Source organism: Marinifilum sp. JC120, from assembly GCA_004923195.1.
In the GTDB taxonomy this organism is placed as follows: domain Bacteria; phylum Desulfobacterota; class Desulfovibrionia; order Desulfovibrionales; family Desulfovibrionaceae; genus Maridesulfovibrio.
Window position 1 is genome coordinate 13,621 of the sequence record RDSB01000028.1, and the last position, 26,657, is coordinate 40,277.

The window sequence follows — 26,657 nt, forward strand, 5'->3', positions numbered from 1 at the left end:
ACGTGTCCTTTTTAAGCGTATTTAAAAAGAAGAAGATGACGGCGTCCGATAATCGGGCGCCGTCTTATTCGTCCGGGACCGGAAAAGGAAAGTCCGGGCTTGCGGATACCCGTGCAGCCATTGATGAACTCAGCAAGGTTGTAAAGGATACTCCGGAAGCTGTTGAAATTTATCTTGCCCTCGGTAACCTTTACCGTTCTCAAGGTGAAATTGAACGTGCCGCCCAAATCAGGAACAGCCTGATTGTCCGCCCCGGTCTGGACCCGGCGATTAAAGCCCGCGCCCTCTATGAATTGGGGCGTGATTTCAGCCGTGGCGGTTTTCTGGACCGTGCGGTTAATGCTTTTGAAAAAGCCCGCGATATCGCAGGTGATTCACCTGAGATTCTGACCGAGCTGGCCGAACTGTCAGCCGGAGGACGGGAATTCGAAAAAGCAGCAACCTACTATGCAAAATTGAATCAGCCCGTACAGGAAGCGCACTACCTTGCCCGTTTGGCCGAAGACTATACATCTGAAGGCGAAGATGCCATCGCCCAGCGCACCCTGAAGAAAGCTCTTAAAATTTCCTCAAGTTCAGTTGAATCTTGGTTGCTGGTACTGACCAGATTAAAACAGGAAGGTTCACTGGACAAATTCAAAAAGAAATTCAATTCTGCACTTGCGCAGGTTCCCAAGCATTTAAGATTTGTCCTCATCGAAGGATTGCTGGCGGATTCCCTTATTTTTGGAGATACCCCCATCAAGAATAAAGATCAGGATAATGATCGTAACTATCCTTTTTATGAAGTGATGGTTGAAGAAATTTCTCAGTCCGACCCGGATGTTATCATGCATTACTACGGAGCCAGACTTTTGCAGCTCTGCGGAAAGCAGGACGAGGCCGGTGTGTGGCTTGAAAAGACCCTGATGCTCAACCAGAATTTCTGGCTGGCAAGGCTGGAACTTTTCAACGTTGCCCAGGACCAGCAGGAACTGACATCCTCGTTCAAGAGTCAGCTGGACTTTTTCGTAAATGTTGCGAGAAAAGTCCAAAGATTTACCTGTTCTAAGTGCGGCTTCAAGCGGGATAGAATATTTTTCAATTGCCCCAGATGCCGCAGTTGGCATTCAATATCGTTCCGTAAAGAACTGAACCAGTAAGCCCCAGATATATTATTGTGAGCAAAAAGAAACTCACTCCCATGTTCGAGCAGTACATGCAGATCAAGGTCGAGCACCCTGATTCTCTGCTGTTTTATCGCATGGGAGACTTTTACGAACTTTTCTTTGAGGACGCTGAAATTGCAGCGCGTGAATTGCAGATAGCCCTGACCTGCCGTAATCCCAATTCCGAAGATAAAATCCCCATGTGTGGTGTTCCGCATCATGCCTCACGGGCATATCTTTCTCAGCTTATTGAAAAGGGGTATACCGTTGCGCTCTGTGATCAGATTGAAGACCCTAAGCAGGCTAAAGGACTGGTTAAGCGTGCGGTAACAAGGGTCTACACCCCCGGAACCGTTGTTGAGGATGACACCCTTTCAGCCAAAGACAGTAACTATTTGGCTGCCCTAATCTGGGACGAGGCTAAATCAGCGGGCGGTCTGGCTTGGATGGATTTTTCCACCGGGCAATGGAGCGGCATCCAAAGCAAAAATGAAAATGATCTCTGGCAATGGGCAATCAAGATCAATCCCCGTGAGTTGATTCTCCCACAGGGTAAGTCTATTCCCGGTCAATACGGGGAAATCGACGCCCGCATCACCCCTGCTCCTTCAGCCGGATATTTTAATTACAAATCCGCCAAGGACAATGTCCTTGAAGCTCAGAATGTCGCTGATCTTGATTCATTGGACCTTGAAGACAAGGCTCATCTGACTCAAGCTTGCGGAGCACTTATTTCCTACCTGCGCCAGACCCAGATGCAGGAATTCGATCATCTTGATGAGTTCAAACCCCTGAACCTGACCAAGTTCATGATTTTGGACGAAGTCACTGAAAGGAATCTTGAGCTATTCAAAAGATTGGATGGCAAAAAAGGAAAAGGCACCCTGCTTAATGTGCTTGATAAGACCATTACGCCTATGGGCGGACGTCTCCTGTCGGTGCGCCTGAAACAGCCGTGGCGAGAGATTTCACCCATTGAGCACAACCAACGCGCAGTGACTTTTTTTCATGATGATGATTCCCTGCGCGCCAGAATCCGGGAACTGCTTGATACGGTTTACGATCTTGAGCGACTTTCTACCCGCGTAGTACTCGGCCGTGCAACTCCCAAAGATTTTATCAGCCTGCGTGAGAGCTTAAAAACACTACCCCCTATTCATCAGTTGCTGCATGGGGCTGTAGTTGCCGTGGATGAAGAAAATCCGGTTACTCCGGCTCTGAAGGCTATCGTCAAGAAATGGGATTCCATGAATGACGTAGCTGAGCTTCTGGAGCAGGCCCTTGCGGACGCTCCCCCACCGGTGATCACCGAAGGTGGGCTGTTCAAAACAGGATTTAATCCTGAACTGGATGAGCTCATTCAACTCACCGAGCATGGCGAATCAACCCTTGCGGACCTGCTGGCTCATGAAAAAACCAACAATGAGCTGCCTAAGCTCAAATTGGGATTCAATAAAGTTTTCGGCTACTATTTTGAAATTTCCAAAGCCTTCAAGGGGCAAGTTCCAGACTACTTTGAACGTCGCCAGACCCTTGTAAACAGTGAACGTTACATTACCCCGGAACTTAAAGAGCTGGAAGAAAAGATTCTTTCAGCATCCGAAAAACGCAAGACACTGGAATATAATTTATTCCAAAAAATCCGCGAGAATGTAGCCGGAAACCGGGGTCGTTTCATGTTCATGGCTGACGCCATTGCCGCCGTGGACTTCTGGCAGGGGCTTGCTGAAGCTGCGCGGGTCAACCGCTGGTCCTGCCCGGAAATCCATCCCGGTATGGAAGTGGTAATTGAGGAAGGACGCCATCCTGTGGTCGAGGCTGTTCAAGGGGCTGCCAACTATATTCCCAACAGCCTGACCATTGATGAAAAACGGCGTATCCTGCTCATCACCGGGCCGAACATGGCCGGTAAATCTACCGTGCTCCGGCAAGTAGCGCTCATGGGGATCATGGCTCAGATCGGTTCCTATATTCCTGCCACCAGCGGACGTATCGGCCTTATGGATCGTGTCTTTTCCCGTGTTGGAGCATCGGATAATCTCGCTCAGGGACAGTCTACTTTCATGGTTGAGATGATGGAAACTGCCAGAATTCTAAGGCAAGCTTCCAAGCGCAGTCTGGTCATCCTTGATGAAATCGGACGCGGTACTTCTACCTTTGACGGCCTCGCTTTGGCATGGGCTGTGGTAGAAGAGCTTTCCAAACGCGCACGTGGTGGCATCAGAACCCTTTTTGCCACCCATTACCATGAGTTGACCTCACTAGAGGGAGTAATCGACGGCTTGCGGAACTTCAACATCGCAGTACGTGAATGGAAAGGAGATATTCTTTTCCTGCGTAGGCTTGTTCCCGGTCCTGCTGATAAAAGTTATGGTATCGAGGTTGCCAAGCTTGCCGGGGTGCCCAAGCCTGTTGTAGTGAGGGCTAGGGAAATTCTTGCGAATCTTGAAGAAAAATCGCAGGATGTGGATGGTCACCCTGTGCATCAGGCTCCGTCAGTGCAATCAATCCTGCCGGGTATGATATGCACCGGTAATGAAAAGAAAAATGAAGCTCCGCCGGAAGATCACGCGCTCATCAAGGAGCTGCGTAATCTTGATGTAAACGGACTTTCACCCATAGAAGCCCTTACCCTTCTGAATCAGTGGAAAAAATCGCTGGGAGAAAATTAATGAAATTTCATTCCTTTAAAAAACAAATGCTGTTGGCCGTTTTGGCTCTCATGCTTCTGGCTACCGCAGGATGCGGTGTTAAAATCTGGCCTGCCCCGCAACATAGCGAAGATGTCTTTACCTTTGCATCCGTAGAAGGCCGCCGAGTAGGTGAATGCCTTAAAGTTGTAGTAAAGGTTGACGGCGCATTTAAAAATGTGGACAATTTGAGCCTTCAATTTCAAGCTGACGGTTCCGGTCCGGGAGAAGGCTGCCCGACATGTCCTTTTTTCCCGGCTCTTAGAAAAGAATTCACCCCCGGCTCCGAAGGTATTCAATCTGACGGCTCCACTTTCGTATTCAGCGAATGTGGACTTGATCCCGCTAAAAGCTATCGTTGGAGAGTCGTAGGACGCAATGCTTACGACGCACTTGGAATAGAAATTTCTGACGTATACACAGCTGCACCCTAATCTTTTAATGGAGTCCTTCCACAATGCATCATTTTGAAGTTAAAAATAATGAATTGCATGCTGAAAACATCAGCATCACCGAACTTGCCAAAGAGTACGGAACCCCGCTCTATATTTATTCCGCAGCCACCCTGCGCAGACATTTTGAAGCTTTTGATTCCGCTTTCACCGGACTCGAACACATGACCTGCTACTCCGTTAAAGCCAACTCCAACCTGAGCGTGCTCAAGCTGCTGGCTGAAATGGGCGCAGGCATGGATATTGTTTCCGGCGGCGAACTTTTTCGTGCTCTCAAAGCAGGCGTACCCGCCAGCAAGATAGTTTTTTCCGGCGTTGGCAAAAAAACATATGAAATTGCCGAAGCTCTCAAAGCTGATATTCTTATGTTCAACGTTGAATCCGTGGGCGAATTGCATCGCATCAACGAAGTTGCCGAGTCCATGAACAAAAACGCTCGCATCAGCTTTCGGATCAACCCGGACGTTGATCCCAAGACCCATCCCTACATTTCCACCGGGATGAAAAAGAACAAGTTCGGCCTTGATATGGAAACCGCCAAGGAAGCCTACAAAACGGCAAAAGATCTTCCCAATGTCTCCCCTATCGGCATGGACTGCCATATCGGTTCCCAGCTGACAACCATCGAGCCGTTCCTAGAAGCTCTCGACAAACTTCTTGCTTTCCGTGATGAACTTGACGCAATTGGTATCGAAATCGAACATCTCGACCTTGGCGGCGGTCTCGGCATAACCTACGATGAAGAAGAACCGCCTCATCCGAAAGAATTCGGTGAAGCCCTGAGCAAAGCTCTTGCTGATAAAGGACTTAAAGTAGTACTTGAACCCGGTCGCGTTATCGCCGGTAATGCAGGTATTCTTGTTGGCGAAGTCATCTACACCAAGAAAACCCCGACCAAAGATTTCCTCATTGTTGATGCAGCCATGAACGACTTGGTACGTCCTTCCCTGTACCAGTCTTACCACCGCATTTCCGAGGTCACCCAGAACAACCGTCCCGAAGTAGACTACGACATTGTCGGCCCTATCTGCGAGTCCGGCGATTTTCTTGCCAAGGATCGCATGCTTCCCGAAATGAAGCAGGGTGAGCTGATCGCTGTTTATTCTGCCGGAGCATACGGTTTCACCATGTCTTCTAATTACAACTCCCGTTTGCGCGCGGCTGAAATCATCGTTGATGGTGATGACGTCATCGTAGCCCGCAGAAGGGAAACCTACGAAGACCTGCTCAGACTGGAATCTTAATTTTAATAGGCCTCCGGCGGTCCTGCTGGAGGCCTTGTTTTGATGCGCTACGCGTTTTTGGTTTATTTTGCCTCCGGCGGCTTAAACCCTTTTGGGAAAAGGGTTTAAGAATCCCAAAACTTTTTAGTAGGGCTTCGCCACTATTGATCTCCATTTTATCCATTATCCCCAATTAAGGGGATTTTCTTTTTTGGGACTTAAAATATAATATCAAATTATGGCCAGACTAAATTCATTTTACTTACCTGCTGAGAACTGGAGCGCCCCTTTCATGCTAGAAGGCGGAGAAGCTAAGCATCTTGGGAAAGTTCTGCGTACTCGCGTGGGTGATACAGTTCGTCTTTTTGACGGCTGTGGGCGTGAGGGGCTTTTTACAGTCACTGATATTACCAAGAGTAAAGTGCAGCTTGAATTGAGCGAAGAAAGTTCTATTCCTGATCCACGGAATATTACTCTTGCTATCGGCTGGAATAAATCAAGCCGCCGCAATTGGATTTTGGAAAAGTCCGTTGAATTACAAACTCGAGGTCTGATTTTTTTTCAAAGTGAATTCAGTCAAGGCAAGGTGCCTTCCGAGATTAAAGAAAGCTGGAATGAAAAGCTTGTCGCTGCTGCCAAGCAGTGCGGAAACTCATGGCTGCCTGAATTTCAGACCGTACCCGGATCAATCGAAAAACTGATTGAAGCTTCCGCCCCATATGCCAACAAACTTTTCTTGTGGGAAAAAGCGGATAAAGATACGGTGCCGGATAATTCTGTTTTTGCCGCTGAATCCACTCTGGCCGTCGTCGGCCCGGAAGGAGGATTCAGCCCGCGCGAAGCCGAATTATTAATAGAAAACGGTTTTAAACCCGTCAGTCTCGGCAATTCTATCTTACGCTGGGAAACAGCCGCCCTGCTCTGCATGGGAACGGCATATCTGGAAAGACAAAAGGCTTGATGCGCTACGCGCTTTATTGAAAAGATTTTTTGCCTCCGGCGGCTTAAACCCTTTTTGAAAAAAGGGTTTAAGAATCCCAAAAACTCTTAATAGTTTTAAATAGGGGAAAGCTTGGCAGGCCATTTTTTATACGACGCTTTAGCTTAACTGAGCGAAGCATAATAAAAAGTTTTGAAAGGGAGAGTCCAGAGAGGGAAAACTTTTCCAAAAGTTTTCCCTCTCTGGTCCCCGAAGGGCCGCCGGAGGCCATAAATGAAATTAGAATTAACAGATAATCAGCCTTTGGCTGACCGTATCCGCCCCAAAAACATCGACGAATTTTTCGGGCAGAATCATATCCGTGAACGAGTTGAGGCTTTTGAGCGTTCTAAACGTTTGCCCAGCCTTCTTCTTTTCGGACCTCCGGGCTGTGGTAAATCTACACTTGCTCTGCTGCTGGCAAAATCCACAGGCCGTCATTTTATGCGCATCAGTGCCCCGGAATCAGGCATTGCTGCTTTGCGTAAAAAGCTGGCAGGCATGGATATCCTTATCCTTGACGAACTGCACCGTTTTTCCAAGGCGCAGCAGGATTTCTTTTTGCCTATTCTGGAATCAGGTGAAATTACCCTGCTGGCGACCACGACTGAAAACCCCTCTTTCAGCGTCACCCGGCAATTGCTTTCAAGACTGCATGTATTAAGGCTTAGAGCCTTGAGTAAAGTTGATTTGCTGGCCATCTGTAAACGGGCCTGTGAAGAACTTGAGATTGAACTCAGTGATGAAAGCTTGAACCTGATTACCTCCATGGCCGGGGGCGACGGACGCAGTATCCTCAATCTGCTGGAATATACTTCACAACTTCCTGAAGACAAACGCGAAATTGAAAAATTACGCAAAATCCTGCCGGAAACAGTTGTTCGCGGCGACCGCGATGGCGATTCCCACTATGAACTGGCATCGGCCCTAATCAAATCCATTCGCGGCAGTGACCCGGATGCGGCCCTTTATTATCTGGGTTGCTTGATCGAGAGCGGCGAGGATCCCAAATTTATTACCCGCAGACTGATTATTTCCGCAGGCGAAGATATCGGTCTGGCTGATCCTTATGCCATGACTATGGCTGTATCCTGTCAGCAGGCTGTAGAATTTATCGGCATGCCTGAAGGATTTATTCCTCTTTCAGAAGCAGTTGTTTATCTTGCTCTTGCACCTAAAAGTAACAGCACCTATGCGGCCTACCATACTGTGAAACAGGAAATCCGCCAGAATGGTATGCTTCCGGTTCCGCTCCATTTGCGCAATGCCACCACCAGCCTGCAAAAAGAATGGGGCTATGGACGCAATTATCTTTACCCGCATTCTTATCCCAATTCATATGTCGAGCAGGATTACCTGCCCCCGGAAATTGCGGAGCGCATGTTTTACGATCCCAAAGATCAGGGAGAAGAGCCGCGCTTGAATGCCTGGTTGAAAGGCCAACGCAGGTCCCGTCCGCCAAGGAAACGTCCTGATCCTAAAAAATGGGGTAAATAGAGATACCGCAAATGGTGCTTTAACATCAGTTTGAAGCTTATTTGTTGCCTGCGTTCTAATGGGGGTGTATATTAGTATACAAACCCATAAGGACACAGACATGGCTTCCTTTAATTCCATAATTGTTGAAAATATTATTGAAAGTATTGATGTCGGATTGATGGTTATCTCTCATGAAGGGAAAATCGTTTTTCTTAACTCAGCGGCATGCGGAATCCTCAATCTCGATATTAAAAAGCACCTCGGCTTCGGCTGGGGGGAACTTTTCATTACCGACGCAACTTTCAATGCTGAGTTCAATCAAGTTATCCTTGATGTCATCAGTGAACAGAAGGCCGGACTCAAACACATTGTTCCTTATATGGTCAAAGATAGTGAATGCCCAAAAAAACTATCCATCACATCTTCCTATCTTACAGAAAATAGTAAAATTGTCGGTTTAGTTTTTCTTTTCGAAGATGTAACTGAAATGCATAACGCTCAAGAACGGGAAAAAAAGATTCTTTCACTCAATGCAGAATTGCAAAAGGAACGAATAGAGGGTCTGGATTCACTCTCACAGGCTGTAGCGCATCAAATACTAAATCCCACCACGGTTATCGGCGGAATGACTAATCTTATTTCACGCAAATTGCCGCAGGCAGACCCCTTACAACGTGAATTGAAAATTATATCAGAAGAAGCAATGAAGCTTGAAGGTCTGGTTGCGGCGGTAAAGACTTATTCAAATATTCCAAAACCCAACCCCGTTGAGATTAGTACTATAGATCTGTTTGAAGAAGCTTTGAGTCATGCTAATTTGATACTCGACCGCATTGGCGAACGGATCGAGATGAAATTAAATTGTGCGGTTGAGCGGGTTAAAGTCGGCAAAAAATTGTTTGAAGCAGCTATTGTAGAACTGCTGCTTAATGCCAGTAACTTCACTCCTGAAAAAATAACTGACGTGCAGGTAGAAATTAAACGGATAAAGCAGACCATCCAGATCAAAATGATTGACCATGGCATGGGGATTGAGGAACATGCTATGAATCATGTACTGGATCCATTCTTTTCCACCAAAGCCAAAGGGGTAGGCATGGGCCTTTCAAGGGTCAAAAAAATAGTTTTCGAGCATCAGGGCATATTGAAAATCGAAAGTGACGGTCCTGGAAAAGGAACCATAGTAATCATAGAGTTACCATGCCCGGACGCAGATTGCTGCCTAGCTAACAATCACGATTAACTGAAGAAATTATTGAACAACTCCTTGATCTGGTAATCGTAATCATCAACAATTACTTTCAAAGTTTCTACGTCAATTCCTAGTACTTCCCATATCTCTTTATCCACACCGGGAAGCACGTACATACCGCCATCAGCAATCCCGATAGCCAAAGCAAGATTATCGGCTACCTGCAATATGCCAGCTTCTTTCTGTCTTACAGTTTTGCTCGGTGCATGATGGTTGCTTATGATTTCTGTCAAGGTAGGCGGAAAATTCCATTTCTCCAGCATGCAGCGGGCAACATCAGAATGGTTGAATCCCAAAGTAATGTCTTCAGCCTCTACAAGAGGAATAAAATTTTCACGGGCAAAAAGCATGGTTTGTACAGCACTGTAAGGCATCTTCTTAAAAAGAATCAGCCTGCCCACATCATGCAGCAGTCCGGCAGTAAACATCATTTCCGGGACAACGCCATCAACCTTTTCGGCGATGACTTTACAGAAAACCCCACATGTCAATGAATGCATCCAAAAGGAGCGCATATCAATAAGTTCAGGCGGGATATCCTTAAAATAGCCTATTGTGGAAAGGCCTAGAGCCAAAGTGCAGAGTTCTTTGCCACCGATCAGGGCCACGGCTCGAATGAGGTTATTAATTTCAGACGGGAAACCGTAAAGCGGGCTGTTAACTAGTTTCAAAAGTTGAGTTGAAAGCCCGACATCAAGCCCGACAACTTCCGCTATATGCTCCGCAGTGCTTTTTGAATCTTCTACAACATCTTTGACCTTGAAAAAAATATCCGGGAATGAAGCAACCTTCAATTCAGCATCAACTATGTCTTCAATGGTGCCTTCATCACGAAAAAAAAGATCCCGCATATCATCAAGGGCAGTTACATGCTGTTCATCCTTGGTCGGCAGTCGCCAGCCATCCATAAGCCTAATCGCAGTTTTATAAACAGCAACATCGAAAAGCTGCATGACGACCGGATCATCATGGTTGACAAACATGAAATAATTACGCGCGTAGATGAAGGCTTTATCAATGCTCTCTTCATCCGGCTCGGCAGCCCCGGATGAGACAACCTGCAATGATTCAATTTTTTGATTTTTGATAACAGAAATATTCTTATTCGTCAGAACTGACCCGGTAGGCAAAAGCATCCTGCCTCCATGCACCAGATCTACGGCTAGAACCATGCCCGGCTGGACATCGTCAATGCTCACAGTCTGCATATTTCACCTCGCAAATGTTGAATGGCAGAATTAAATCTTATGATACGTAATTGTTCCAGCGTGCTGCCTAGGTTTGAATTTATCAGTTACTGCATGCAGTGATTCAGAGTGTCCCACATATAAGTGACCGTTATCAAGCAAATTATTATGAAAACCGCTAAGAACTTTCCTTTTCATCTCTTTATCGAAATAAATGATCACATTTCGGCAGAATACAATATGTGATCGGGGAACCATCTTTACTGAACGGTCCTGATTCAAATTAATTTTTCCAAATTTAATAAGGCGCTTCACTTCCTGGTTTATATGGTAGATATCATTGTCTTTTTCTGTAAAGTATTTTGAGATGACTGGGGCGGGAGTCGTGCGTAATGCATATTTTGTATAAATACCCTTTTCCGCCATTTTTAAAACATTTGTAGAAATATCATTGGCGGTTATCCGAATTCTCCATTTTCGAATATCATCTTTCAAAGCTTCATGAAGAATTATCGCAAGAGTGTATGGCTCTTCTCCGGAAGAACACCCCGCAGACCATATTTTAATTTCCCTGCGCCCGGTTTTGTTTCCTTCTTCGATTAATTTCTTAAGGGTATAATTTCGAAAAACTTTCAGTTGCGGATTATCCCTGAAGAAACTGGTCTCATTGGTCGTTATCAACTCAGTGAGCATGTGCAGCTCTTCAGTTTTGCCTTTGCTATGATTTTTTAAGTAGTTTATGTATTCTGAATAGCTTTTTAATTTCAATTCTGAAAGTCGTGGTGCAAATCTATTCTCGATAAGAAATCTTCTGTTGTCTTGCAAAAAAATACCAGACAACTCATAGATTATATCTCTAAGTTGTATAAATTCTTTTTGAGCAATTTTAATATTACCACTGAAACCTTTCCCTGAAAACAAACCAGCCATATAATAAATCCAGAACGCTTATTTGTTAATTAATTAACAGCAAAAAAAGAGAGGTTGAATTATTTGCTGTATACCTTCTTCCATTCATCAAGAAAAAGGACAGCAGTATCAAGAGGGCTCAACTGTCCTTGCTGTGCGCGAATTGCGGTTACTAAATCATCAAAACCAACATTTGCGGGCAATCCAAGCTTTTCAATTAAATTCACTATATCATTTTTCAATTCTTCTGGAAAGCTATTGTTAAAAAGAACCTCAGTATTCCTTTCAGCAGGCCAACCATCGAAGTTCTCTATAGTAAAATCAATCAAGGATTGCATTCTTACTTCATACGTATGATCTTTAAGTACCCTCGCTCGTGCTCTTTCTATAAATTCTTCACGCTCTTTAGGGTGAGCAAGGTAATGCCCAATCTTTTGATCAAGATCTTCAAGGCTGTCAAAATGTGCCAACTCACCTTCATCAAATGCTTCGGACATAAGTGAACGTTTATCTACAAGTTGAAATGCTCCGCAAGCAGCCAGTTCAAAGGTACGTGGATTTATAAAATCCCCTCGACTGACCAGTTCATCAGCATTGATGGAGGAATGCAGATTAAGATTGATCTTGGTTCCATTAAAAATCTTTACGCATTCATCAGATGAAACACGCCGTCCCTCAAACTGAACATACGGCTCAAGCACATGATCTCCATCCCATTCTGTGCCCCAAATTTTCAGACCGTGATGGATCAATTTGCGGAAGGCCAATCGTCTGTTCGGGTACCCTGCTCCCATAAAAGACACTTCTCCGCCATATTTACGGGCATCAATAGAATTAAGCTCTTCAGGCTTATGGAAATCCGGGTGAGCAGCCAGCGGAAGATACAAAACATTATCAACCCCGATCTGCTTCAACTCGCTAAAAAAGGGTTCTTTCTGGATAACTGCAAAAACATCATAAAAAGGGGCAAATGACTGCCAGTAAGTAAATAAGCGAAAATCCTCCACAAACCACATGGCAGTTTTCACATTATCTTTGCGCAGTCTTTTCAAGGCTTGGTGAGTCAGAGGAGCCTGAGCCATAGCCAGCACCATATCCGGCTCAAAAGTATCAGCCTTTGCCAGAACAGCCTGCGATAACATGTTTAAATAACTGTTTTGCAGATATTGATGTCTATCGGAGGTAACCTTCAGGTCATCGATTGCAGTGTAGGCACCGTAAAAATCAGGGGCTTCAAAAGTTTCCACCAAATGGCCCATCTTTTCCAATGCGGAAATACAAAATCTGCCCACGGGTAATGAGCCGCCGTAAAGAGGAAGTACAACCAGAATCCTCAGCACTTTACTATTATCCATATCTTTACCTTTATCTTTAAGCTGTTATCCAGTCTTTATCTTTGTAAAATTTCTCCGCTAATTCTGGAAATGGGCCATGTTCACCGATATCCAGCAAGCCCAGATGGCAGCCGATAAACTTACGCAGTCTCTGCCTGCGCTCTGCTGTGACATCGTTCCCGGCTTTGAGAGTAAATTGTGTCCCTAGAAAGTCACATCCTGACTCAAAAATGGAAATTCCTTCAGGAAGATGTTCAGGCTTTCGGGTAGCGATATATCTGGAGGATTCTCTGAATGGAGCCAAACATTTCATATCGGAATAACAGGGACGCGCCTCCATGCAAGGGGAGCAATCAGTATCTGCTTGAAGAATGGTATGCCCTGCTCCATACGGTCCGGTTTCAGTGCACCATGCCGAAGAAAGAAAAAAGCCCAGCACAGGCACCCCAAGATGGGCGGCGAGATGCATGGTTCCTGTATCCGGAGTTATCAGCAGATCAAGCCCCGTAACAGCCTCAACCAGCCCTTCCCACCCGGTTTCCCCGGCAAGATTCACAGTGCTGTCTGCAATTGAAGCAGGTAATTTTGAAAGAAGCTTCCTTCCGGCATCGCGTTCTGCTTTACTTCCAAGCAAAAAAATATCCTTATTTTTATTGGCGGACCGTGCGGACATCACTAGCGGTGCCAAAACATCATAGGGCAGGGAACGTCTGCTTTCACGGCCAGCCAGAACCACCCCGATCCCTTTCCCCCCAGGCTTAGCAACTGGATTGACCTCTTTTGCTGGAATCATGTCCGGACTAAGTGCAGCCCAGTAGTCAACAAGATTTATATTGTTGCGCCGTTCAGCAGCAAGCCGAAAGCCCAACTTAAACCACGGATCTTTCATGGACTGCCCATTGACCCGTTTATGTCCCTTGACTTTTTTAGGATCAAAAAGAGATGAAAGGGCATAGTTCATGGTTGAAAAATTTAGATTATACACTTCCTCGAAATCAATTTCAGATAATTGTTTGAAGATTTTGTAATTAACAGGAAGTACAGAATCAAGACCCTGCCCTTCTATCCCGCTGCCGTGAGCAATGAGAGGGTGGATTTCGCAGGTCGGATACAGAATCCGGACCAATCCTTCCAGAGAGTGGTCAAGACAGATATGAACTGTAAATCCGCGATCTTGCAGTGTAAGAACAAGACGTTTGGTCTGGACCAGATCGCCAAACCGTGTCAATTGTATAATCAGAGCCCGTTTCATTAAATATCCGCATCCTTGCAAGGGTTTGATTTTTTAAATTATATATTTTTATCAGCACTTTGTCATTTTACAATGCCCCTACACATTTGATATGCAGGACTTCTATGACTTACTACCCTATTTTTCTTAAAGTGAAAAATCGCAATTGCCTGCTGGTCGGAGCGGGGTCTGTCGGGGTGCGCAAACTCAAGTCAATTCTTGAATGCGGTCCCAAACAGGTTACTGTGCTCGACACGGCTGCTCCTGGAGATGAGCTACTTGAAATCAGCCGCGATGCGCGTGTAAATTTCGAGCAACGTCCTTTCACTGATGCAGATCTGAATGATGTTTTTATCGCCTTTGCATGCACCTGTAATACGAAGGTCAACCGCCGCATGGCCGATCTTTGTGCTGAAAAAAATATTCTCTGCAATATCGCTGACTTTCCTGAAGGAAGCAACTTTATTGTTCCATCGGTGATCAGGCAGGGGGATTTAACATTGGCAGTGTCTTCCGGGGGTTGTACGCCGGCATTTACCAAGAAAATCCGCCGAGAATTACAGGGGATTTTCGGCCCGCATTATGCCGCGTTCATTACTCTAATGGGAAGAATAAGACCGCAGGTCCTTGACCTTGGCAAGGAAACAAGCCAAAACACCGCTTTGTTCAGGCAACTTGTTGCATCTCCGATTTTAGATGAACTGGAGGCTGGAAACATGGTCCAGGTAGAAGAAATTCTTGCTCAGACTTTGCCCCAAGAACTTGTTCCCCGTATACCGGAGTTAATTGATGACCTTATTTGAATTATTCCAGTACGTGATTATCGCCCTCTATCTTGCGGGCACTGTTTGCTTTTTCATCGGAAGTCTCAAAAGCAACAAGATATTGGGAAAACTCGGCAACCTTTCCGCTGTCGGCGGTTTTGCTCTGCACACTCTGGATCTGCTTTTGGCGGTCACCCTTTATAAGGAAACTGTCTTAAGCGGAGGATATTTCTATTTCAGCCTGCTGGGCTGGAGTTTTATCCTCGTCTACTTCGGTCTGTGGTGGAAACTGCGTTCAACATTTTTCGCCCTTACCGCATCCCCTTTCGCTCTGCTGCTTTTCATCATTTCCCTTGCGTCCCAAAGCCTCAAGGTAACAATTCCCGCCCATCTGGCTGGACTTTTTATCGGGCTGCATATCGGGACCATTTTTGTCAGTATCGCGCTTATGGCCATGGCTGCCGGGGCCGGAGTTGCTTTCCTTTACCTGAACAACAAAATCAAAACCAAGGCAAACCTTACCGGAATGGGCAAGGAAATGCCTTCGCTTAATACTTTCGACAATGTAAACCATTGGTCGATTATTATCGGATTCCCTCTCTACACTTTGGGTCTTGCCGCCGGATTCCTCTGGGCCAGAGCTGCTTTTTCCAAAATGTTTTCATGGGACCCGAAAGAAATAGTTACTTTAGTGGTCTGGTTTCTTTTTGCATTTGTCTTTCACCAGCGCATCATGATGGGCTGGAGAGGTAAGAAACCGGCAATTCTGGTGATCATCGTTTTTGTAATCACCATGATTTCCTTGTGGGGGATCAACTTTTTAATCCCCACTCACCATAGCTTTAAAGTCTGATATGGACCATAATATTTACCTGATCGGTCTCAACCACCGCTCCGCAGGAGTGGATGTGCGTGAACGTTACGCCCTGACAAATTTAGAGGAGTTCGAAGCCGGACTGCTTGAAATGGGCGTGCGTGAAGTAATGGCCTTATCCACCTGTAACAGGGTTGAAATACTGGTTGTCTGTTCTCCGGACATTACCGATAGAAACATCCTTGAATACTGGGCAAAACGGTGTTGCGGTTCAGTTAGAGAACTGGAGCCCAATACTTACTGCCATGAAGGATTGAACTCGGTGAAGCACCTGTTCCGAGTCGCTTGCAGCCTTGATTCAATGATAGTTGGAGAGCCGCAGATTCTCGGACAGCTCAAGGAATCATACCGCAAAGCGGTTGAAGCCGGGGCCGCAAGGGTCATCATCAATCGCATGCTTCACAAATCCTTTTTCGTAGCAAAAAGGGTACGCACCGAGACTTCCATAGCCTCAAGCGCAGTGTCTATCAGCTACGCCGCAGTTGAACTTGCCAAAAAAATCTTCGGCGAACTTAAAGGGCAACGGGCCATGCTCGTCGGGGCCGGGGAAATGGCGGAGCTTGCCGCAACCCATCTTTTGAACAGCGGCGTGGAACAAATTTCCATTGCCAACCGCACTTACTCCCGTGCCGAAGAACTGGGCAAATGCATGGGCGGAAAAGCGGTGCCTTTTGAAAATCTTTATGACCATCTTGTGGAGACAGATATCATCATCAGCTCCACTGGTGCACCCCACGCGGTTATCTCTGCCAAGGAGATGAAAAAGGTCATCAAGAAACGCAAATTCAGGCCCATGTTCTTTATCGATATCGCCGTACCCCGCGATATCGATCCGGATGTAAACGGACTGGACAACGTTTATCTTTACGATATTGACGATCTTAAAGATGTGGTTGAAGAAAATAAATCCCAGCGCGAAGACGAAGCGATCAAAGCCCATTCCATCGTTGAATTCGAGACCCTGTCTTTTGGCAACTGGATTAATTCACTCGACCTTCAGCCCACCATTGTGGACCTTTTCAACCGCAGTGAAACCGTTGCCCAGCAGGAACTTGCCAAAACCCTCAAGCGGCTTGGCGATGTGGATGCCAAGACTCACAAGGCCCTCGAAACCATGGCCATGTCCATCGGTAAAAAGCTGCTTCACGAGCCTGTAGCCTTTCTCAAACGTCGTACCGAGGAAGAAGGCAAGGCTGACGAGTTTGTTGATCTTGCGCGGCGCATGTTCAATCTTGATAATGAAACAATTCCTGCGGACGCCCATTGCGGACGGAAGAAAAAGAATAATTTTGAAGATTAAAGGATAAGTTCATGAGAAATTACCTTCTTGAAGATATTTACGAAGAAGATCTGGCTAAAATTGTTGATGCTCTCAAGGAAATTGGCTTTTCCGGGCCTATTGATGATATTTTCTATCTTCCTATCCCTGAAGATCTTCTTCAGGATGTGCAGAAGGAACATTTCGGTGAATGCGGTCCTTATTTCATGGCTCTTGAAGTCATGGAAAACAGCATGAAAATCGAGTTGCTGGTGCGTGCTTCCAACAAAATCCGCTGCGAATGCGTAGCCTATGCCACCCCCGAACAGCGCAACCATATGCTCGATTACATGGATAAATTTATCGCGGATCTCGGTGTGCATTTGTAAATATGCCTCCGGCGGCTCTCCGAGGTTGCCTCCGGCGGCCAAAGAACCCTTTTGAAAAAGGGTTCTCTGGACTTTCCCAAAACTTTTTATATTGGCTTCGCCGCGCTGTATATATGCAATCTTTGCCAAGCAAAATTCAGGATTTAGATCCCATACAGGCAAAATTGTGTTTGAATATCGAAAAGTTCGGAAACCTTAAATCAAATACAAATTTTGCCAGCAGATCCATGCTCGTCGGCGTATCCGGTGGCATTGATTCTACTGCTTTATTGATTATCGCTACCCTGCTCGCTCGTAAATCGGGTGGCAGGGTTTTTTGCGCCCATGTGGATCATAGTTTGCGGGATGAGTCTGCTGAAGATCGCGCTTTTGTCGAAGAGTTATGTAGTCAGCTGGATGTTCCGGTTGAATCGCTTAAAGCTGATGTTGCAGGCTATGCCCAGCTGAATTCCGTGGGACTTGAAGAGGCTGGGCGCATTATCCGTTATGATTTTTTCAACCAGTGCTTGAAGAAATTTAAAGCTGATTATCTGCTGCTGGCTCATCATATCGGTGATTTATCGGAAGATATTGTTATGCGGCTCATTCGGGGCACTGGTTGGCCAGCCCTTGCAGGAATGGACGCTTATGATCCGAAGCGAAAACTGTTACGTCCGTTGCTTTCTACTAAAAAAAATGAGCTTGAAGAATTTCTGAATTCAATAGATTGCCGGTGGCGCGAAGACGAAAGTAATCTTAGTGATGACTATACCCGTAACCGGGTCCGAAATAATATCATGCCCCTGCTCAATGCAGAAAATTCTAATCTGGGTGCAGGACTAATCAGGTTGAAAAATCAAGCTGAGCTTGATGAAGCTTATTGGGATGAGCAAATTGCTGCCGTTTCTGAACATATTGAGTCAGCCGAGAACGGTGAAACATTCTTGCCTTGTTCTATTTTGAACAAATGCCATTCTGCTTTAAGGTTCCGTATTTATAAAAAAATTTTAGATGAACTTGGTCCGGGACACGCCCTTTTTGATTCAATAATGCAACTGGATCAGGCTTTTTCTGCCCGCAAGTCTGGTTCAACCTTCCAATTCCCCGGAAACAAGGTCGTTAAGGTCAATAAAGCAGGGCTCTTATTCAATGTTAATTAGGGCATTGACAGCGACGACAGCAAGGTTTAGAACTTTGTGAAATTTGTTACTAATTCTTTAGGAGGACACAGTATGAATATTCTTATTTTTGGACCCAACGGTAGTGGTAAAGGAACTCAGGGCGCTCTCGCTAAGAAAAAATTCGACCTCGATCACATCGAATCTGGCGCAATCTTCCGTAAGCACATCGGTGGCGGCACCGAGCTCGGTATGAAAGCTAAAGAATACATTGATAAAGGTGAACTCGTTCCTGATGATATCACCATCCCCATGGTTCTGGACGTTCTCCAGTCTTCCAGCGAAAATGGCTGGTTGCTCGACGGTTTCCCCCGCTCTATCGTACAGGCTGAAAAGCTTTGGGAAGCTCTGGAAAAAGACGGCGTAAAGCTCGACTACGTTATCGAAATCCTGCTGCCCCGCGAAGTTGCTAAAAACCGCATCATGGGCCGTCGCCTTTGCGAAAACGATCCTAACCACCCCAACAACAAATTCATCGACGCTATCAAGCCCGAAGGCGACAAATGTCGCGTATGTGGCGGTGCTCTTTCCGAGCGCGCTGATGACCAGGACGAAGATGCAATCAGCAAACGTCACGACATCTACTATGATGACAAGACCGGTACTGTTGCAGCAGCATACTTCTACAAAGATCTGGCTCCTAAAGCTGGCTTTAAATACATTGAACTCGACGGTGAAGGCACCATCGATGCGATCAAAGAGACCCTCATGGCTCAGCTCGTATAGTTCAAAGTTTGCCGATAAAAAGCCCCGCAATCGTACGATTGCGGGGCTTTTCTATTTTGAATTAAAGGAGAGTGATTTATCTAATCATCCTCAACAATAATAGTCGGGAACATGCCCTGCTTTTCCCCGGCCAGATAAGGCTGAAATAAATTATAGGAAACATATTGCGTTCTCTGGGCATGCCCTCTGCTTTCGGCATTGCCGTCAAAACGAGCACCATTTTCCACCAGAATATGTTCAATACGGTTCTGAAAGTCGCGGATAAATGCCGCACCGTCACCGTAAAAAGACATTCTGTCCATGCAAATGGCCTTTCCTTTAGAAAAATTAGCCAGCGACATGGACTGTGTTTCAAGATCGCTTTGTTTGGTCACATAACCCCAAACGATTGTTTCATCCGGAATATCAATAGGCTCGGAAGCGTGAATAATGGTATGGGGCATGACGATTGAACCGCCACCAACAGAAACTTTGTTTTCCTCTGTTCCATGCAGGAATGAGTTAAAGCCGATGAATACTTTCTTGCCGATATTGGAATGAACCAATTTACCGCCGTGAGCTACGACGACCAGTCCGGCAAAGCAGGTATCCACAATAAAACTGTTTTCCTGAGCATTGGAACCGGCTCCGAGTTCCGAATTTTCAATATATGCCCGCTGAGCCACAAGGCAGTTCTCGCCAATATTACAATTCCCTTTGACTACAGCATAACGGCTAACAAAGGCATTTTCAGGAACCCAGACCGGGAACTTATCTGCCAGCGAATCGTAAACAGGCAGAAAGTCACTTCTGCGACCTTTGAGAAAATCAGCAAACAGCCCTATAAGTTCACCATCCTGATCCCATGAAATATACTCTTCAAGGGTCGCCTGCGGATAGCTGTAATCAAATTCGTACTTTCCTTCAGCCTTAATCCAGATACGGCCCGGATCAATACAGACTTTCGAAAGATCACCAGCCTGAACATAGCTGTAATTACCAAGAATACAATTATGGAGAACAGAAAGGTCCGCAGTTGAGAACGCTCCGAGGTAAGCCCCTTCAGTAGTTGTGCCATGGATGTTGGCATAATGCATGGAGACAGTATTCTGGATACGGAAAAGTTCGGGGATTTCTGGATTGCGGGAATGGTTGTGAACCAGAGTTTTGAAAAGGAAACTGTTTACAACTAAAATAATTTCATCACGGTAAAGTTCCGTTTTAACACCGCCGAATTCAACTTCAGTTCCTTCAGCCTTTAGCTCGTCACCGCGGATGTCACTTCTAACAATTATTGAGCGGTCTACATCACATTTTCCAAGAAAATACGATCCTCCGAGATTACTTTCCCGGAACCGGAAATAGATGGGATGGTCAATAGACAATGCGTAGTATGCATAATCATCAGTAAGTTTATTAACATCAATAGTACTGACCAAGGCCTGTTCAACATCAAGCCCCATGGGCCTGAGATTTACATTTACCCTTGATATAATATGATTGATAAGCTTCTTGACTCTTCTCATGTCTGACCTCATATCTGCCGGACGATTGCCCGGTTATGCCAGGAAAAGTTCCCGGATTGCCTGCTTTGCGTTTAAACGCCCTTTACATAATTTGATTTTCAAGAAGGTACCTTTTACCCCGGCACCATTCAATAGAAAAAATGTCGTAATTTTATTAAGTTGAACCATAAAAAAGACCCATCTGAGTTTATGTTTACTCAGATGGGTCAAAAAATATCATGTATTAACTGGAACTGTTAAAGCAGAAAGATTCCGGCAAGCCCCAGCAGCGAAAGAAAACCGAAACTATCCGTAATTGTGGTAAGGAATATTGAGGAAGCCTGTGCCGGGTCACGCCCGAACTCTTTGAGAATAATGGGAATTGCCCCACCTACCACTGCGCCGAGAACCATATCAATAAATAATGCACCGGACATAACCAATGCCAATGCGTAATTGTTGGTTAGCATAAAAACTGCTCCCAACACCAGAAAGGCGATGCAAAGACCGTTGGCAAGGCCGATTTTGAATTCACGCAGAACAGCTTCCCATGATTTCTTACGGTCGAATTTCTCGGTGGCAAATTGGCGAATCATAACTGCAAGGGCTTGCTGACCGGTATTACCTGCCTGGTTTGCTACAATAGGCATAAGCACTGCAAGAATGGCCATCTTTGTAATGTTCCCTTCAAAGAGATGAACAACCCACGCAGCGATTGCAGAGTTCGCAACATTGATAACCAGCCATGGCAGACGCTTTTTCACCGAATATTTCCACGGCGAATCAACCGTTTCATCAGTACCCGCACCAACCATTGACTGCATATCCTCACTGGCCTCTTCATTAATAATGTCAATGACATCATCAACAGTGACAACTCCGAGAAAACGGTGGTCAAAGTCAGTAACAGGCATGGCCAGAAAATTATAATGCGCGATAAGCCGGGCTACTTCCTCTTTGTCTACGTTATAGTTAACGGAGATGAGGTGCTGGTTGTGGGTCAAGTCAGTGAGCATTTTCCCCGCGCGTGAAACAAGCAAATCGCGCATGGAAACAACACCCACAAGCTGATTGCGGCGGCCCACTACATAGGCATAATAAGGAATACTTTTGTCTTCTACTTCCTTGCGTATTTCTGCAATGGCCTGATCAACGGTCATATTGTCGCGGACAATGGCGACCTCGGTGGTCATAACACCACCGGCGGTGTCAGGATCAAAGGTCAGCAGAGTTGAAATTTCTTCCCTGTCTTCGGCCTTGATCTGACGCAAAAGGGTTTCCCGCAGATTATCATCAAGATCTTCAATAATATCCGTGGCATCATCCGGGGACATAATCTCAAGGATACGGGCAGCCATTCCGACATTAAGCCGTTTAATGAGATCCCGCTGATCATATTTTTCCATCTCAGCAATGGAGTCTGCGGCATCACGGATAGGCAACTGCTTGATAAACTTGACCTGTTCTTCCAGACCAAGTTCTTCAATATGATCAGCAGCATCCGCAGGGTGCATGGCATCAATAACCCGCTGGTCAACTTCGCCAGCGCGCCCTTTGCCGTGTTCCTGCCACCGTCTGAGTGGTTCGGGTATTCCTTTTGGATTAGCCATGGCGCATCAACTATACCAAATAAACTTAAAGGTCAAAATTTATCACTTTGAAACTGCTGAAAGTTTAGCTTGTGAAATCCTTCTCAGCCCTTGTGCTGCCTTATAAAACGGGATACGAAATTTCGTTACATGACCTCAAACACAATGTTACAGAATACTAACAGGAATAACATGACTGAAAAAGCATTTACCGACTTCTTTCAGGCCGAAGCAAAAATGTTTCTTCTGGCCACTATAAGAATAGCTTTAAGCGAAGACGGCCCGGACCTGACCTCAATGGGCCTGTTTGAGCAGGACGATATTGCCACTGCTCAGATCATCGCAAAAGAAGATACCGTAATATCCGGACTGCCCCTTATCCACTTGATTCTTGAATTTGCAGATCAGGAAAACAAGTGTCAGGTGCATCTTAATGTTGACGAAGGTGATAAAATCTCTGAAGGAACACTCATCGCGGCCATTCAAGGCCCGGCAGGCCTTCTCCTCAAGGCTGAAAGAGTGATCCTGAACTTCATCTCCCACATGTCCGGAATCGCAACAGAAACCCGTAAATACGTAGACGCGCTGGATCATAGCGAGACTATCCTCCTCGATACTCGCAAGACCCTACCCGGTCTGCGCTACCCTGAAAAATATGCTGTCCTCTGCGGCGGAGCAAAGAATCACAGACTCAATCTGGTGGAAATGCTCATGCTCAAGGACAACCACATTGACCGCGCCGGATCAATCACATCCGCCGTGGAAAAACTGCGCACAAAATACGATCAGGAATGTCCGCCCATCGAGGTGGAATGCCGCAATCAGGAAGAAGTTGATGAAGCGATTGCCTGTAATGTTGAACGCATTATGCTCGACAACATGAGCTTCGAAGAAGCAAAGGCCGCCATCACCACTATTCCTGATGAAATTGAAACCGAGATCAGCGGAAACGTGACCCTTGAGACCATTGCCGCGCTTGCAGAAGCAAAGCCGGATTACATATCCGTAGGCAGGATCACCCACTCCGCAAAATGCTCTGACATGAGCATGCAGATCATACCAATGTAGGTTCTATTTGATGTATTCGGATATAATTGCTGAACAAAAGAAAAAATATGGAAAAAGACTGGCGATTCTGGGACACCATTACCAGTCCGATGAAATCATAAAACATACTGATCTTAAAGGCGATTCACTTGAACTTGCCCGCCAGATCGAAAAGCTGGAAGCGGAATACATCGTATTTTGCGGTGTCCACTTTATGGCCGAATCAGCTGCAATTGTACGCCGGGAAGACCAGAAGGTTTATATTCCCGACGCCAGCGCAGGCTGTGTTATGGCTAATATGGCCCCGGCATGGCTGGTGGATAAGGTGCTGACAAGACTCATCAATGAGACCGGAAGAAAAATCATTCCGCTTGCTTATGTGAATACCCCTGCTGCGGTGAAAACCGTCTGCGGTAAACACGGAGGCACAGTCTGCACTTCCGCCAATGCTGAAAAAATGCTCCGCTGGGCGCAGGAACAAGGGGAGGCTGTCCTCTTCCTCCCGGACAAAAACCTTGCGCTGAATACTGCGGACACACTCGGCATAACTGCTGATAAACGCATGATCCTCAACATCCGCTCCCAAGGGACACAGTTTGATGTTGAAGAAACCAAAGACAAGGAACTTCTGATCTGGCCCGGCCTCTGTGCCATTCACCAACGTTTTAAGCTGGCCCAGATTGAGAGCTTCCGCGCTGAATATCCTGACTGTAAAGTCGTGGTTCATCCCGAATGCCCTCCCGAACTGGTTAAGGCTTCCGATGGTGCAGGATCAACTTCATATCTAATTAAATATGTTAATGAAGCTCCTGCGGGTACTACTATAGTAGTCGGTACAGAAACCAACCTCGTGAACAGGTTGAAGGATATGTTCCCTGAAAAAAACATCCTGCCGCTGGGCATTAGTTTTTGCAGCAATATGGCAAAAATAACAGAAAAAAATCTTGCCGGACTTCTCCAGAATCTGGAGACAACACCTTACGAGGATGTTTCAGACGATATCCGTGAACCGGCAAGGCTCGCCCTCGAAAGAATGCTTAACGCCTGCAAATAAATTATACCGACTGAACCTTTAGCCGGAACCTGTAAAGGCTGCCGAAAATGAGAGATAGGGCATGCAAGAAAACCGAATGAAAACTGAAGTTTTGATTATCGGATCAGGTATCGCCGGATGTATATCAGCTCTGACGATAGCAGAAAAAGGTATAGAAGTTACACTTTTAACTCCGGGAGATGACCTCTTTACCGGTAACACAAGGCTGGCCCAAGGCGGCGTTGTATATACCGGCCCGGATGATTCACCTAAAATACTGGAAAAGGATATTAATACCGCTGGTTGGAATTACAACAATAAAAAAGCGGTACGGACACTGGCTAAAAGCGGACCTGAAGTTCTGAAAAAGCTACTGCTGGAAAAATATCCGGTTTCTTTTCAAAAGGACGATGACGGTGAATTCAGCCTGACCCGTGAAGGCGGGCATGCTGTTTCCCGTATCCTGTATTGCGCCGATCATACTGGAAAGTCGATTATGGACGTGCTGATCAAGCACGTTGCCGACCATCCGTATATCCGGGTCTGCTCCAACAGGACTGCCATTGACCTTTTGACCAACCATCATCACGCCCGCCAGAATGAGTTCAAGTACTCCTTGAGCAATAAATGCCTCGGTGCATACGTGTACAATGAATCACGGAATATGGTGGAAACCTTTCTGGCCGACTTCACTGTGCTGGCAACCGGCGGACTGGGACAGATTTATCTGCACACCACCAACACCCCCGGTTCCATCGGTTCCGGTATAGCCATGGCCAACCGCGCCAAGGCCCGGGTGATCAATTCTGAAATGGTCCAGTTCCACCCCACTTCCTTTTTCCAACGGGTGCGTACAAGGGCCAGTCGCCGCTTCCTTATTTCAGAAGCTGTACGCGGTGAAGGTGCAAAATTGATCAACTGCTACGGGGAACCGTTCATGCACCGCTATGATCCCCGCGGCGACCTTGCTCCTCGTGATATTGTTACCCGCTCTATTCTTGAGGAGATGCTCAGGACCAAGGAAGAATGCGTCTATTTGGACGCTGCCAACCATGTTAAGCAGGATCTACCCACAAGATTCCCGACCATTTACGGAAAATGCCTCGATAATGGTATCGACATCAACAACCAGCCTATTCCGGTTGTTCCTGCCGCTCACTATTTTTGCGGCGGAGTGTTGGTGGATGAAAAGGGCAAGTCTACATTGGACCGCCTTTACGCCATTGGGGAATGCTCCTGCACAGGAGTGCATGGCGGAAACAGGCTTGCCAGTACTTCCCTGCTCGAGGGCATGCTCTGGGGGTACACTTCCGGCGAAGATATCGCCACACGTCTTGAAAAAAAATCCAGAATTCCCAAAAAACTGCTCAATGCTGTCCCGGACTGGGAAAATCCCGGTTCCAACGAAAACGAAGACCCGGCTCTCATCGCGCAGGACTGGGCCTTCATCCGTAACGTCATGTGGAACTACGTGGGTATCACCCGCTCCACAGCTCGTTTAAACCGGGCCATTGATGATTTGCAGAACTTGAATCGCAACCTACATTCCTTCTATAAGCGCACTCCCATCAGCAGGCCTATTATTGACCTGTTCCATGGCAGCCAGTCAGCATTGACTGTAACGCTCGCCGCTCTACGCAATAAAGACAGCGTAGGTTGCCACTACCGCATAGATTAAAAGTAAAAAGGGGAAGCATGAAGCTTCCCCTTTTTACTTATCAAATTTTTCTTTTGGTATGGCGTAGAAGACGCTCTCATCCAGCCCTTTTGAATAATGGCCAATTTTAAACACGTAATCTTTTAACTGCTTCATCAACATCAGCGGTACACCGATAAACTGCTCCTTTGAATGATAGAAGCAAATTGCAAGTTGCGGTCGATCACGCTCGATAATTACCATTGCCCCTTCAAGCATGGGAATCTCTGAATTCTCAATATCAGCAATAAGAAAATCAAGTCGGGGAATGGCCAGTCTTTCAGCTTCCTTACCCAAAGTAGTAAGCTGAACGGTTCCTGCATTTTGGGTCTCGGCTATTCCTTTTACAAAACTGGCACTGCCATCGAGAGCAAAGTCCGCTATGGTTTCGCTGTTCCAAAGCCCCTTGGAAATCAGAGTAAATTTTCTTGAATTATTTAAGATCTGTAAAATTTGCTCACTAAAAGCAGTACTGCCTTGAGGATCAAAACCATAGAGCATCCTCAGCTGCTCTACCCCGGTCAGAAATAAAGCCTCGCTTCCGTCATAAACTCCGGCCTGTACAATGTATTCAACTTTTGAAAGGTCAACAAAATCAAAATAGCTGTGTGCGCCTTCCCCCATCCTTTGGACACTGATCGGTCATTTTAAGGTGGAGTCTACCGTCCCGGTTTCATGCCTTGGTAGGCAGCAGCCATAGCCGTTGTGGAGCGGAGCCCGTCCCCCCAGGGGCGGCCCGGAAGGGCCGAGGGCGGA

General features: G+C 46.2%; 23 protein-coding genes. 16 read left to right on the forward strand and 7 right to left on the reverse strand.

Annotation, left to right across the window (positions count from 1 at the left end):
• Positions 1 to 2 precede the first annotated feature (2 nt).
• The 7 genes from D0S45_19060 to D0S45_19090 all read left to right on the forward strand — a co-directional run bounded on the left by D0S45_19060 (position 3) and on the right by D0S45_19090 (position 9,214).
• Complete coding sequence (locus D0S45_19060) at positions 3 to 1,142, forward strand: hypothetical protein (GenBank protein TIH12108.1); 1,140 nt, start codon at positions 3 to 5, stop codon at positions 1,140 to 1,142.
• 17 nt (positions 1,143 to 1,159) lie between these two features.
• Entirely contained in the window at positions 1,160 to 3,820 is a 2,661-nt protein-coding gene (gene mutS / locus D0S45_19065) for a DNA mismatch repair protein MutS (protein TIH12109.1), read from the forward strand.
• Complete coding sequence (locus D0S45_19070) at positions 3,820 to 4,272, forward strand: hypothetical protein (protein TIH12110.1); 453 nt, start codon at positions 3,820 to 3,822, stop codon at positions 4,270 to 4,272. The genes mutS and D0S45_19070 overlap by 1 nt, the downstream gene beginning before the upstream one ends.
• A 23-nt stretch (positions 4,273 to 4,295) precedes the next feature.
• Complete coding sequence (lysA, locus tag D0S45_19075) at positions 4,296 to 5,534, forward strand: diaminopimelate decarboxylase (GenBank protein ID TIH12111.1); 1,239 nt, start codon at positions 4,296 to 4,298, stop codon at positions 5,532 to 5,534.
• A 217-nt stretch (positions 5,535 to 5,751) separates the two neighbouring features.
• The gene (locus D0S45_19080; protein TIH12112.1) at positions 5,752 to 6,474 is read left to right on the forward strand and encodes a 16S rRNA (uracil(1498)-N(3))-methyltransferase; all 723 of its coding nucleotides are present in this window, start codon (positions 5,752 to 5,754) and stop codon (positions 6,472 to 6,474) included.
• 252 nt (positions 6,475 to 6,726) lie between these two features.
• Positions 6,727 to 7,989, forward strand: a complete 1,263-nt coding sequence (locus D0S45_19085; protein ID TIH12113.1) for a replication-associated recombination protein A — start codon at positions 6,727 to 6,729, stop codon at positions 7,987 to 7,989.
• A gap of 100 nt (positions 7,990 to 8,089) precedes the next feature.
• Positions 8,090 to 9,214, forward strand: a complete 1,125-nt coding sequence (locus D0S45_19090) for a PAS domain-containing protein (protein TIH12114.1) — start codon at positions 8,090 to 8,092, stop codon at positions 9,212 to 9,214.
• On the opposite strand, the gene D0S45_19095 is transcribed toward D0S45_19090, so the two are convergent.
• Genes D0S45_19095 through D0S45_19110 form a run of 4 tightly spaced genes read right to left on the reverse strand, consistent with a single transcriptional unit; the run spans position 9,211 to position 13,905 of the window.
• Positions 9,211 to 10,431 (reverse strand): HDOD domain-containing protein, encoded by a 1,221-nt coding sequence (locus tag D0S45_19095; GenBank protein TIH12115.1) that lies wholly within the window; start codon positions 10,429 to 10,431, stop codon positions 9,211 to 9,213. The genes D0S45_19090 and D0S45_19095 overlap by 4 nt on opposite strands.
• A 30-nt stretch (positions 10,432 to 10,461) precedes the next feature.
• Positions 10,462 to 11,340 (reverse strand): protein-glutamate O-methyltransferase CheR, encoded by an 879-nt coding sequence (locus tag D0S45_19100; protein TIH12116.1) that lies wholly within the window; start codon positions 11,338 to 11,340, stop codon positions 10,462 to 10,464.
• A 59-nt stretch (positions 11,341 to 11,399) separates the two neighbouring features.
• Positions 11,400 to 12,674 carry a hypothetical protein gene (locus tag D0S45_19105; GenBank protein TIH12117.1) on the reverse strand — a complete coding sequence of 425 codons (1,275 nt, stop codon included), beginning with the start codon at positions 12,672 to 12,674 and terminating at the stop codon, positions 11,400 to 11,402.
• Between the two features lie 16 nt (positions 12,675 to 12,690).
• A complete protein-coding gene (locus D0S45_19110) occupies positions 12,691 to 13,905 on the reverse strand; it encodes a glycosyl transferase (GenBank protein ID TIH12118.1) in 1,215 nt (404 codons plus the stop codon).
• A gap of 104 nt (positions 13,906 to 14,009) precedes the next feature.
• Here D0S45_19110 and D0S45_19115 point away from each other — a divergent pair, with 104 nt between their 5' ends.
• The 6 genes from D0S45_19115 to D0S45_19140 all read left to right on the forward strand — a co-directional run bounded on the left by D0S45_19115 (position 14,010) and on the right by D0S45_19140 (position 19,052).
• On the forward strand, positions 14,010 to 14,687 hold the full coding sequence (locus D0S45_19115) for a bifunctional precorrin-2 dehydrogenase/sirohydrochlorin ferrochelatase (GenBank protein TIH12119.1): 678 nt from the start codon (positions 14,010 to 14,012) through the stop codon (positions 14,685 to 14,687).
• Positions 14,674 to 15,501: a cytochrome C assembly protein gene (locus D0S45_19120; GenBank protein TIH12120.1), complete on the forward strand. Its 828-nt coding sequence runs from the start codon at positions 14,674 to 14,676 to the stop codon at positions 15,499 to 15,501. The genes D0S45_19115 and D0S45_19120 overlap by 14 nt, the downstream gene beginning before the upstream one ends.
• A gap of 1 nt (position 15,502) precedes the next feature.
• The gene (locus D0S45_19125; GenBank protein ID TIH12121.1) at positions 15,503 to 16,822 is read left to right on the forward strand and encodes a glutamyl-tRNA reductase; all 1,320 of its coding nucleotides are present in this window, start codon (positions 15,503 to 15,505) and stop codon (positions 16,820 to 16,822) included.
• A gap of 11 nt (positions 16,823 to 16,833) precedes the next feature.
• Positions 16,834 to 17,169 (forward strand): hypothetical protein, encoded by a 336-nt coding sequence (locus tag D0S45_19130; GenBank protein TIH12122.1) that lies wholly within the window; start codon positions 16,834 to 16,836, stop codon positions 17,167 to 17,169.
• Positions 17,170 to 17,282: 113 nt separating this feature from the next.
• On the forward strand, positions 17,283 to 18,308 hold the full coding sequence (tilS, locus tag D0S45_19135) for a tRNA lysidine(34) synthetase TilS (protein ID TIH12130.1): 1,026 nt from the start codon (positions 17,283 to 17,285) through the stop codon (positions 18,306 to 18,308).
• A gap of 72 nt (positions 18,309 to 18,380) precedes the next feature.
• Positions 18,381 to 19,052 carry an adenylate kinase gene (locus D0S45_19140; protein ID TIH12123.1) on the forward strand — a complete coding sequence of 224 codons (672 nt, stop codon included), beginning with the start codon at positions 18,381 to 18,383 and terminating at the stop codon, positions 19,050 to 19,052.
• Between the two features lie 80 nt (positions 19,053 to 19,132).
• On the opposite strand, the gene D0S45_19145 is transcribed toward D0S45_19140, so the two are convergent.
• A complete protein-coding gene (locus D0S45_19145; GenBank protein ID TIH12124.1) occupies positions 19,133 to 20,557 on the reverse strand; it encodes a transferase in 1,425 nt (474 codons plus the stop codon).
• A 236-nt stretch (positions 20,558 to 20,793) separates the two neighbouring features.
• Entirely contained in the window at positions 20,794 to 22,146 is a 1,353-nt protein-coding gene (gene mgtE / locus D0S45_19150; protein ID TIH12125.1) for a magnesium transporter, read from the reverse strand.
• A 171-nt stretch (positions 22,147 to 22,317) separates the two neighbouring features.
• Between mgtE and nadC the strand changes: the two genes are divergently transcribed.
• The 3 genes from nadC (at position 22,318) to nadB (ending at position 25,883) form a co-directional block, all read left to right on the forward strand.
• On the forward strand, positions 22,318 to 23,193 hold the full coding sequence (nadC, locus tag D0S45_19155; GenBank protein ID TIH12126.1) for a carboxylating nicotinate-nucleotide diphosphorylase: 876 nt from the start codon (positions 22,318 to 22,320) through the stop codon (positions 23,191 to 23,193).
• A gap of 10 nt (positions 23,194 to 23,203) precedes the next feature.
• The gene (gene nadA, locus D0S45_19160) at positions 23,204 to 24,226 is read left to right on the forward strand and encodes a quinolinate synthase NadA (protein TIH12127.1); all 1,023 of its coding nucleotides are present in this window, start codon (positions 23,204 to 23,206) and stop codon (positions 24,224 to 24,226) included.
• Positions 24,227 to 24,287: 61 nt separating this feature from the next.
• Positions 24,288 to 25,883, forward strand: coding sequence for an L-aspartate oxidase (nadB, locus tag D0S45_19165; protein ID TIH12128.1), 1,596 nt, complete (start codon positions 24,288 to 24,290; stop codon positions 25,881 to 25,883).
• 33 nt (positions 25,884 to 25,916) lie between these two features.
• Here nadB and D0S45_19170 read toward each other — a convergent pair whose 3' ends face one another.
• Positions 25,917 to 26,525 (reverse strand): FkbM family methyltransferase, encoded by a 609-nt coding sequence (locus tag D0S45_19170; GenBank protein ID TIH12129.1) that lies wholly within the window; start codon positions 26,523 to 26,525, stop codon positions 25,917 to 25,919.
• Positions 26,526 to 26,657: the final 132 nt, after the last annotated feature.

Excerpts from the sequence above, each read along its gene's own strand:
- D0S45_19145 (TIH12124.1), bottom strand. The coding sequence starts at position 20,557 with ATGAGAAGAGTCAAGAAGCTTATCAATCATATTATATCAAGGGTAAAT.
- D0S45_19130 (TIH12122.1), top strand. The coding sequence starts at position 16,834 with ATGAGAAATTACCTTCTTGAAGATATTTACGAAGAAGATCTGGCTAAA.
- D0S45_19110 (TIH12118.1), bottom strand. The coding sequence starts at position 13,905 with ATGAAACGGGCTCTGATTATACAATTGACACGGTTTGGCGATCTGGTC.
- D0S45_19085 (TIH12113.1), top strand. The coding sequence starts at position 6,727 with ATGAAATTAGAATTAACAGATAATCAGCCTTTGGCTGACCGTATCCGC.
- lysA (TIH12111.1), top strand. The coding sequence starts at position 4,296 with ATGCATCATTTTGAAGTTAAAAATAATGAATTGCATGCTGAAAACATC.
- D0S45_19090 (TIH12114.1), top strand. The coding sequence starts at position 8,090 with ATGGCTTCCTTTAATTCCATAATTGTTGAAAATATTATTGAAAGTATT.
- D0S45_19120 (TIH12120.1), top strand. The coding sequence starts at position 14,674 with ATGACCTTATTTGAATTATTCCAGTACGTGATTATCGCCCTCTATCTT.
- mgtE (TIH12125.1), bottom strand. The coding sequence starts at position 22,146 with ATGGCTAATCCAAAAGGAATACCCGAACCACTCAGACGGTGGCAGGAA.
- D0S45_19095 (TIH12115.1), bottom strand. The coding sequence starts at position 10,431 with ATGCAGACTGTGAGCATTGACGATGTCCAGCCGGGCATGGTTCTAGCC.
- D0S45_19070 (TIH12110.1), top strand. The coding sequence starts at position 3,820 with ATGAAATTTCATTCCTTTAAAAAACAAATGCTGTTGGCCGTTTTGGCT.
- D0S45_19125 (TIH12121.1), top strand. The coding sequence starts at position 15,503 with ATGGACCATAATATTTACCTGATCGGTCTCAACCACCGCTCCGCAGGA.
- D0S45_19115 (TIH12119.1), top strand. The coding sequence starts at position 14,010 with ATGACTTACTACCCTATTTTTCTTAAAGTGAAAAATCGCAATTGCCTG.
- D0S45_19100 (TIH12116.1), bottom strand. The coding sequence starts at position 11,340 with ATGGCTGGTTTGTTTTCAGGGAAAGGTTTCAGTGGTAATATTAAAATT.
- tilS (TIH12130.1), top strand. The coding sequence starts at position 17,283 with ATGCAATCTTTGCCAAGCAAAATTCAGGATTTAGATCCCATACAGGCA.
- D0S45_19170 (TIH12129.1), bottom strand. The coding sequence starts at position 26,525 with ATGGGGGAAGGCGCACACAGCTATTTTGATTTTGTTGACCTTTCAAAA.
- D0S45_19105 (TIH12117.1), bottom strand. The coding sequence starts at position 12,674 with ATGGATAATAGTAAAGTGCTGAGGATTCTGGTTGTACTTCCTCTTTAC.
- D0S45_19140 (TIH12123.1), top strand. The coding sequence starts at position 18,381 with ATGAATATTCTTATTTTTGGACCCAACGGTAGTGGTAAAGGAACTCAG.
- nadB (TIH12128.1), top strand. The coding sequence starts at position 24,288 with ATGCAAGAAAACCGAATGAAAACTGAAGTTTTGATTATCGGATCAGGT.
- D0S45_19080 (TIH12112.1), top strand. The coding sequence starts at position 5,752 with ATGGCCAGACTAAATTCATTTTACTTACCTGCTGAGAACTGGAGCGCC.
- nadC (TIH12126.1), top strand. The coding sequence starts at position 22,318 with ATGACTGAAAAAGCATTTACCGACTTCTTTCAGGCCGAAGCAAAAATG.
- nadA (TIH12127.1), top strand. The coding sequence starts at position 23,204 with ATGTATTCGGATATAATTGCTGAACAAAAGAAAAAATATGGAAAAAGA.